The sequence below is a fragment of the Rivihabitans pingtungensis genome (assembly GCF_003201855.1).
Taxonomy (GTDB): domain Bacteria; phylum Pseudomonadota; class Gammaproteobacteria; order Burkholderiales; family Aquaspirillaceae; genus Rivihabitans; species Rivihabitans pingtungensis.
This window is the reverse complement of sequence record NZ_QJKI01000032.1, coordinates 26,696-34,854: the sequence shown is the minus strand read 5'-3', so window position 1 is coordinate 34,854 and position 8,159 is coordinate 26,696. Positions and strand designations below refer to the sequence as shown.

Sequence of the window (8,159 nt, the reverse complement as noted above, 5' to 3'; positions counted from 1 at the left end):
GCCCATTCTTCGTCGCTGACATCGGATGGGTAAGGTTTGCGGTTTTCCATGGGGCTTGGATTTTACCGCTATGGGATAGTTCAGAACAGGCTCTAACAAACATCGATGCCGTATTGTGTACACAGTGCCAACAGCCCACCTGAATAACCCTGCCCAACAGCCCGAAACTTCCATTCACTGCCGCGTCGATATATTTCCCCAAAGATCAGCGCTGTCTCGGTAGAGTAATCTTCAGATAAATCAAATCGCAGGATTTCCTGATTATTGTCTGTATTGACCAAACGCACAAAAGCGTCTCTGACTTGACCAAAACTCTGCTGCCGCTGCTCTGCTTCATGAATGGTGACGGCAACCACTAGGCGTTCGATATCCACCGGCACTTTATTGAGTGTCACCCGGATAGCCTCGTCATCACCCTCTCCTGCGCCGGTTTTGTTGTCGCCCGTGTGTTCAATCGAGCCACAAGGAGAGGTTAGTTGCCCATAAAAAATGAAGTCGGTGTCGCCGCGAACCCTCCCATGGGCGGTCAGCATGAATAAGCTGGCATCTAGATCAAAATCACTACCATTGCTTGAGCGGGCTTCCCAGCCCAAGCCAATCAGTACGTGGCATAAGTCTGGTTCGTTTTTGGAAAGCGAAACATTCTCACCTTTGCGTAGGGAGACCGGCATGAAATCCTCCTGTAAGGATCTTTGGTCAAAACGGACACGGCACTCCTGGTGTGGCGCTCACTGTAGCTTTGCCATCTACCATGTGCGTGATCAGGCCTCATCATGCTATGGCAATGTGTCTGATGGGCTGAAGATAGCGGAACATCGGCTGGGCCTACAAGCACTTTTCATGCTATCAGTCTGTGTTCTTGCATCATTTTGGTTTTAGTCTGACAGCAAAGTGGCTTGTTGGGCTTGTTCTCAGATAATCTGCTAGCGATTCAGTCGTTTTTGCGCTATCGTACATGCGCTTGTCAGTAAATTGCCCTATTGGCATTTTATGCTTGGTGTGCTAGCCAAGAGGCCGCCTCGTCTGCCCTCAGTGCTTGCATGCCATGCTTAAGCTTGGGCGCAGTAAAGTTGATGGCAACAAATAGGATATGTCAGGCAATGCCAGTCTTTGTAAGACTGGCATCAGGGGTCATCACTGAAAAATGAAATGGTCTCACGTCGTTGTTTCATACTGAACAGAAAGGTTTTGTTATGCGCAGATTGCCCGTATATCTCTTGCTTGATACCAGTGGTTCCATGATGGGTGAGCCCATAGAGTCGGTTAAAGCTGGTGTCCACATGTTAGTTTCCAGCTTGCGTAGTGACCCGTATGCATTGGAAACAGCGTGGCTGAGCATCATCACTTTTGATAGTCAGGTGACCCAAACGGTACCATTGACCGAGTTGGCACAGTTTCAGGAGCCCGCTCTCAACGCCAGTGGCGTAACCTCCATGGGTGCTGCGCTGGCCTTGTTGGCTGGTGCCATTGAGCGCGAGGTCCAGAAAAGCACGCCCGAGCAGAAAGGTGACTGGAAACCTGTCGTATTTTTATTAAGTGATGGAATGCCGACAGATGATATTGATCGTGGCATTGCTGCCATGAAATCAGTCAAGACTGGTGCCTTTGTGGCATGTGCAGCTGGCGCCGGTTGTGATACCAGTGTACTCAAGCGCATCACCGAATCGGTAGTGCATCTGGATACGGCGGATAGTACGTCAATCAAAAGCTTTTTCAAATGGGTCTCCTCGTCGATTTCCGTTTCCAGCCAGAAAATCGAGCGCGGAGCCAAAGAAGTTTCCGGCTTGGCTGATCTGCCTCCCCCCCCTGCCGAAATCAATGTCGTTCTTTAAGTTCTATAAAGGAGAACACGCTCATGGCCATCAGTCTCAAAAAAGGTGAAGGCGTAAGCCTGCGCAAGGAAGGCCAATACGATCTGTCCAGTGTGACGATCGGACTGGGCTGGGATGTGGCGACGCCAAAAAAAGGCTTGCTGGGTTCGCTGTTTGGCAAGTCGGGAGAGGATTATGATCTGGATGCCGTTGCTTTCTTGCTCGGCGCTGACGGCAAGGTGGCAAGCCTTGGGCAACCTGGCGCAGATGGTGGTGTCACCCTCAACGGTGGGGATGTGGTTTTTTACAACTCCATGCGCCATCCGTCAGGCAAGATCTGGCTTACTGGTGATAACCGGACTGGCGCTGGCGATGGTGATGATGAACAGATTGTGGTCCGGCTGAATGAGCTACCTGAGCGGTATCAATCTATTGTCTTTGTGGTGGCAATTTATGAAGGTGAAAAAAGGCATCAGTCGTTTGGCGAGGTAGAAAACTGTTTCATTCGGGCCATTGATGCGCATGGGCAGGAAATCTGCCGCTTCAACCTGAGTGGCAACAGCAGCTATGAGCGTTTCCGCTCGTTGACCTTTGCCGAGATTACTCGGCAAGGCTCCGGCTGGGAGTTCCGGGCGATTGGGATACCCCATGAAACGGATCGTTTTGTTGATTTGCTGCGCACCTATATTTGACAGGTGGCGTTCGGAGAACGCTTGATGAGTAGACGCCTGATCACCTATTTATTGATCGATACGTCTGGTTCGATGCGTGGGGAGCCAATTGAGGCTGTGAATGCTGGCTTGCACGCCCTGCTGGCCTCCCTGCGTACCAATCCTTATGCGCTAGACAGCGTACATTTGTCGATTACAACATTTGATTCTGAAGTCAAGGAAGTTTTGGCGCTCACATCATTGCCAGATGTCATTCTTCCGGAGATTGTCTGCCCAGCTTCTGGTGCTACCTTTCTGGGCGCTGGTCTGGAGCAGATTTGCCTGCATGTGTCGCGCGATGTGCGCAAGTCCAGTTCGATGGAAAAAGGCGACTGGAAGCCTATGTTGATTATTTTAACTGATGGCAAACCAACAGACACCATGGCATTCAATGAAGTGATTCCACACATCAAAGCCTGTGACTTTGCCACGATTGTGGCCTGTGCGGCAGGTCCAAGAGCTGATTCTGTATCGCTCAAGCGCCTGACCGAGCATGTGATCAGCCTGGATACCATGGATGCTGCCAGCTTTGCGAGATTTTTTGCCTGGGTTTCGGCTGCCTGTGCCAAGGATAGCCAGAGTCGTGGTGCTGGCACGCAAATGGATTTACCTCCACCTCCACCAGAAATCAATATCGTCATTTAATTGCCATTTATTGCAGGGGGTTCTGTGCGTCGACTTCCCATCTACCTTGTGATTGATGTTTCCGAAAGCATGGCTGGTGACAACCTGCGTGGTTTGCAGGATGGCATGGAGCTTCTGTTGCGCACTTTGCGCACCGATCCCCATGCTCTGGAGACTGTATATCTTTCGGTGATTGCCTTTGCCGGCCGAGCTAAAACGCTGACTCCGCTGGTAGAGTTGCCTTCATTTTATCCTCCACGCTTGCCGCTAGGGTCAGGCACCTCCATTGGTGCTGCCTTGGAGCATCTGATGAATGAGATTGCCTCTCAGGTCAGACGCTCCGTTCCTGGGGGTGAAAAAGGGGACTGGAAGCCCCTGGTATTTTTCATGACGGATGGCAAAGCTACCGATGACACCGGCGCTGCGGTGAGGCGCTGGAAGCAGGATTTTGCCATGCGTGCACACTTGGTGGTGATTGGCATTGGAAAGTATGCCGCCTTGGAGGCGCTGGCTGTGCTGACGCCCGATGTGCTGCGGCTGGAGAACACAAATGAGACTGCGCTGAAAAAATACATTCAATGGATCAGTGCTTCTATCGGCGCACAAAGTCGCAGTGTCGGTATAGGCGAACCCGCCCGGGTCAGTCTTGCCAAGCTGGATGAGTCCTTTTTGAAAAAGATCGAAGGCATGGCGCAGGCCAATGCCGTGGATGAAGACTTTGTGGTGGTGACTGGTAAGTGCCAGAACACCAAACTGCCCTATTTGATGAAATACGAGCGGCAAAATCACAGCATAAGGGCACGCAGTTTCCACATCGACAGTGAAGGCTATCATCTGGTTGGGGTTTACCCGGCCGAGCGGGATTTTGATGCTTTGTCAGATCCTCGCGCCAATGTGCGCACGGTCAATTCTGACCTGCTGATTGGTACTCCGGGCTGCCCGCATTGCGGTAACCCGATCGCTTTTGCCATGTGCTCCTGTGGCACGGTGTTTTGCGTGCAAGGGGCGGGCACGGCCCAGTGCCCTGGTTGTGAGCGCGAGCTGGAAATGTCGGCTTCGGATGAAGCATTTGATGTGGTGCGTGGACGGGGGTGATTATGGACGAGAAGTCTTCAAAAAATTCTGAGAAGCCTATTAATTGGCAAGAGTTGAAGGAGCTCGCTATTTTGCTATATGACTATAGTGAAAAATTTTTTGCTATAGCCAGTGCTAGCGAGCAAGATGTGGAGAAACGACATATGGAATTTGTGAACAAGCATGGTAAGGTTATATCTGATCTGTATCAGCATCTGAAACAAGCTGCTGTAATTCCACCTGTTGTTGAGGAGGAGGTTCGGCCTTCGGTGATACCAGTTTTAGATCAGCCCTCTACTCGCAAGATTGAAAATGAATATTCCTCTAAGCAAAGGCTTCCCCCATCACCCTCAGAGATAAAGTCAACCGCTATGCCATCAAATGTGCCGCCAGCTAAAGAAATACTGCCTGATCAAAGTGCCATCCTCCCTGCTGCGAATTCTTCTGCTGGGCCGCCTGCCGTGGTGCCCAGGTTGATGACTCCGGTTATACTCTTTCAGCTTCGTAATGCCCGACAATCGCAACCGTTTGATGAAAAATTTATCGTTTCGCCGGTAGAACCGGAAGTTCATCTGGTTGCCGTGGATATTCCGGCTAACCTTGGTTTGAGGTGGGAGCCGGGCACATTGCGGGTACAGGGGGTCCCAATGGTCAGTGGAGAGCATCCCATTGATCTTAAATACCATGTGAGCAAAGATAAATCTGCTCCCATACAGCGGGCTCGGGTGACGCTGTTTGTCAATCCTGATCCCAAATTGCTGTGGGAAAACAAACCGTCGGATCGCACTCTGCCACATTGGAAGGTTGATGAGCTCTGCGAAGCCAGGCAAGTGACAAGCAAGTACATTGTGGCTGCCCGCAAGCGAGGTCGCTCGCATGCCCATGTGGGCAGTTGCTGTGATGACGATTTTTTTATTGAGACCTTAGTGCATGATGATGATGAGCAGCATATTGCCATTGTCGCGGATGGTGCGGGTAGCGCCAGCGAAGCACGCTTGGGATCAAAACTGGCGGTTGAGGCCGCAGGTGCCGAACTTAAAGCGCTTTTGACTGGGGCGGAGGATAGAACACGAAATATTCAACAGGCGGTTCAAACTCAATCTGCTGAGCAATTAACTAATGTGCTTAGGTTTTTGCTGGGCCGTGCCGCACATGCGGCGATGGTTGCTTTGAATAATGAAGCTCGAAAAAGGCCCGAGCCGGCGAAAGCATTAAAAGCACTATCCACGACCTTGCTGATTGGCCTTTCATGCAAGGTGGGGGCTCAGTGGTTGTGCGCTGCTTACTGGATTGGCGATGGTGCGGCTGGGGTGCTGCTGCCTGATGGCAAGGTGAAGTTGTTAGGAGAGCCAGATTCCGGAGAGTATTCTGGCCAAACTCGCTTTCTGGATAGCTCGGCGGTCACCCCGGATGAATTACACGGGCGAATTCGTCATTGTCTGGTCGAAGATTACAAGGCCTTTATCTTGATGACCGATGGCGTGTCAGACCCCAAATTTGAAACCGAGGCCTTGTTGGCACATGGTGAAGCTTGGCAGGCGCTGTGGGCTGAGCTTGAAGATCAGGTGCAGTTAGCGCAAAGGGATGCTGATGTGGCTAAACGGTTACTGGCATGGCTGGATTTCTGGTCACCAGGCAATCACGATGACCGGACGATCGCTCTGATTTATTGAGGACAATATGGCCAAGATCATTACCGTAACGGCAAGCGATGGGACTACCGTCCGTTTTTTTGATGAAGTAAAGGCTCAAGGCGGCGTCAAAGATGTGATGTTCAGCCCTGATAAAAGTTACGTGGTAGCATTTTATCGGGAAAAGGCCACGGCAGCCACACGTGAGCGGCTATTGGAAATTACCGGGCGCTATCGTGAGAATATCTTCAACAAAGAAGGGGGGAGCTATCTACAAAAGCTGTTTTGCTGGCCATCGGCCGTGGTAGAGCACAATCAGCGTTTAGGGGTGGTAGTGCCGTTTTATCGGGATATCTTTTTCTTCAAGCATGGCAGCCAGAATAATGATCAATTAGGTATCCGTCACAAAGAAAAAGTTGGCAAATGGTTTGCCACGCCTACCCATCGCGCCAAATATCTGGATTCGCGTGAATTGGGAGATTGGCGCTTGCATTTGCAAGTTTGCCTGATGCTAGCCCGGGCGGTGCGTCGCATGCATATGGCGGGTTTATCTCATTCTGATCTGGGATACAACAATTGTCTGGTGGATCCCACCACAGGACAGGCATGTCTAATTGATTTGGATGGTCTGGTCGTGCCTGGCAAACATCCTCCATCGGTGATTGGCACACCCGATTTCATCGCCCCCGAGGTAGTCAAAACCGCACATATGCCAATTGGTGATGCCGATCGAAAACTGCCATCCCGCGTCACTGATCTGCACGCCTTGGCAGTCATGATTTATATGTATCTGCTGTATCGCCATCCATTGCGTGGTGACAAATTTCACGATACAGATGCCAGTCGTGATGATGAGTTAATGATGGGAGAGCGCGCACTGTTTATTGAGCATCCACAAGATGCATCTAACCGGATCAAGCCTGCCAATCTTAAATCCAGCGAATTACCCTGGAAAGATACAGCCAAAATTCCTTATTCGGTGACCGGGCCCTACTTGAGTGAACTCTTCTCACGAGCGTTTGTGAATGGCCTGCACAACCCTTTGCAGCGCCCGGCAGCGGAGGAATGGGAAACAGCCTTGGTCAAGACGGTGGACTTGCTACAGCCATGCGCAAATAGTGCATGCGGGCAAAAGTGGTATCCGTTTGACAACACCTATGCGCCACGCTGCCCATTTTGTGGCACCCCGCATCAGGGCAAGCTTCCTGTATTGAATCTTTATTCGCCTGTCACGCAAGGGAAATTCATGCCAGATGGCCATCGGGTGATGGTATACAGTGGGCAGTCCTTGTTTCGCTGGCATGAGAATCGATTTATTTTTCCGAATGAAAAGCTGCAAGAGCAAGATGCCAAGCGAGTGGGGTATTTTCAACAGCATCATGGCAACTGGTATCTGGTGAACGAACGTCTGACCAGTATGCGCAATATGAGCACCAAAACCCCGATTGCTCCAGGAGAAAGCGTGCTGCTGGAGGAGGGCTTACAAATTTTGCTCTCAACAGACGCTGGAGGACGCTTAGTGGCTGTGCAAATGGCTGGGGCTGGCTAAGAACCGCTCACAAAACCCTCCTGGCGTTGTTGCGTGTGTCTATCCCGGTGCCTGTACTGGCTTTTGTAAGCTGCTCAAACTTGCTGGTGTGCTTGTGGTATTCCCCTGCGGTATCGACTGTTAGGGCGGGATGTGCTTTAACGGTTTTGCCATATTTCCAAGAGATTTCCATGTTCTCACATGTGTTTCTGGGTGTCAGCGATTTCGACCGCGCACTGGCGTTTTATGATGCGCTGATGGCCGTATTGGGCCATGCCCGGCGATTTTGTGAGCGCGAGCGGCCGTGGGCGGGCTGGCAACCGGCAGGCGGCGGTCGGCCATTATTGTTGATTGGCCGGCCATTTGATGGCGCGGCACATCAGCCAGGCAATGGCCAGATGCTGGCGCTGGATGCGGCCAGCCGTGCCCAGGTGGACGCTGCCTGGCGGGTGGCTTTGGCGCATGGCGGCATGGATGAAGGCGCTCCCGGACTGCGTGCCCAGTATCACCCGGACTATTACGGCGCCTACTTTCGGGACCCGGACGGCAACAAGCTGTGCGTGGTTTGTCATCTGCCTGTGGCGCCCGGTTTGTCCATTTCTGCTGACTAGACTGGACGATTCTGTCCACTTTGGCTTTCTGCGGGCAAAGGTGTGGCCAGTGTCACTGGCGCGCTTCTGCATAGCCGCATTTCTCCGTATTTCTCCGTATATTCTGTTCTGAATAGATCACAGCCGGACACGCAATGCTAGCCGATGGCATTGGTATGTCTGTGGGCTTG

8 protein-coding genes are annotated in these 8,159 nt (G+C 51.7%); 7 read left to right on the top strand and 1 reads right to left on the bottom strand.

Features of this window, described 5'->3' with window-relative positions; all coding sequences use genetic code 11:
* Positions 1–92: 92 nt before the first annotated feature.
* On the bottom strand, positions 93–671 hold the full coding sequence (locus DFR34_RS15670; protein ID WP_110392092.1) for a TerD family protein: 579 nt from the start codon (positions 669–671) through the stop codon (positions 93–95).
* 522 nt (positions 672–1,193) lie between these two features.
* On the opposite strand from DFR34_RS15670, the gene DFR34_RS15665 reads away from it, so the two are divergent.
* The 7 genes from DFR34_RS15665 (at position 1,194) to DFR34_RS15635 (ending at position 7,989) form a co-directional block, all read left to right on the top strand.
* Positions 1,194–1,832 (top strand): vWA domain-containing protein, encoded by a 639-nt coding sequence (locus tag DFR34_RS15665; RefSeq protein WP_110392091.1) that lies wholly within the window; start codon positions 1,194–1,196, stop codon positions 1,830–1,832.
* A gap of 23 nt (positions 1,833–1,855) precedes the next feature.
* On the top strand, positions 1,856–2,503 hold the full coding sequence (locus DFR34_RS15660) for a TerD family protein (RefSeq protein ID WP_110392090.1): 648 nt from the start codon (positions 1,856–1,858) through the stop codon (positions 2,501–2,503).
* Positions 2,504–2,527: 24 nt separating this feature from the next.
* Positions 2,528–3,166 (top strand): vWA domain-containing protein, encoded by a 639-nt coding sequence (locus DFR34_RS15655; protein WP_110392089.1) that lies wholly within the window; start codon positions 2,528–2,530, stop codon positions 3,164–3,166.
* Positions 3,167–3,190: 24 nt separating this feature from the next.
* Entirely contained in the window at positions 3,191–4,240 is a 1,050-nt protein-coding gene (locus tag DFR34_RS15650; protein ID WP_110392088.1) for a TerY-C metal binding domain-containing protein, read from the top strand.
* 2 nt (positions 4,241–4,242) lie between these two features.
* Entirely contained in the window at positions 4,243–5,892 is a 1,650-nt protein-coding gene (locus DFR34_RS15645; protein WP_110392087.1) for a PP2C family serine/threonine-protein phosphatase, read from the top strand.
* Between the two features lie 7 nt (positions 5,893–5,899).
* The gene (locus tag DFR34_RS15640; protein ID WP_110392086.1) at positions 5,900–7,399 is read left to right on the top strand and encodes a helix-hairpin-helix domain-containing protein; all 1,500 of its coding nucleotides are present in this window, start codon (positions 5,900–5,902) and stop codon (positions 7,397–7,399) included.
* Positions 7,400–7,569: 170 nt separating this feature from the next.
* Positions 7,570–7,989 (top strand): VOC family protein, encoded by a 420-nt coding sequence (locus tag DFR34_RS15635; protein WP_110392085.1) that lies wholly within the window; start codon positions 7,570–7,572, stop codon positions 7,987–7,989.
* The last annotated feature ends 170 nt before the right edge of the window (positions 7,990–8,159 follow it).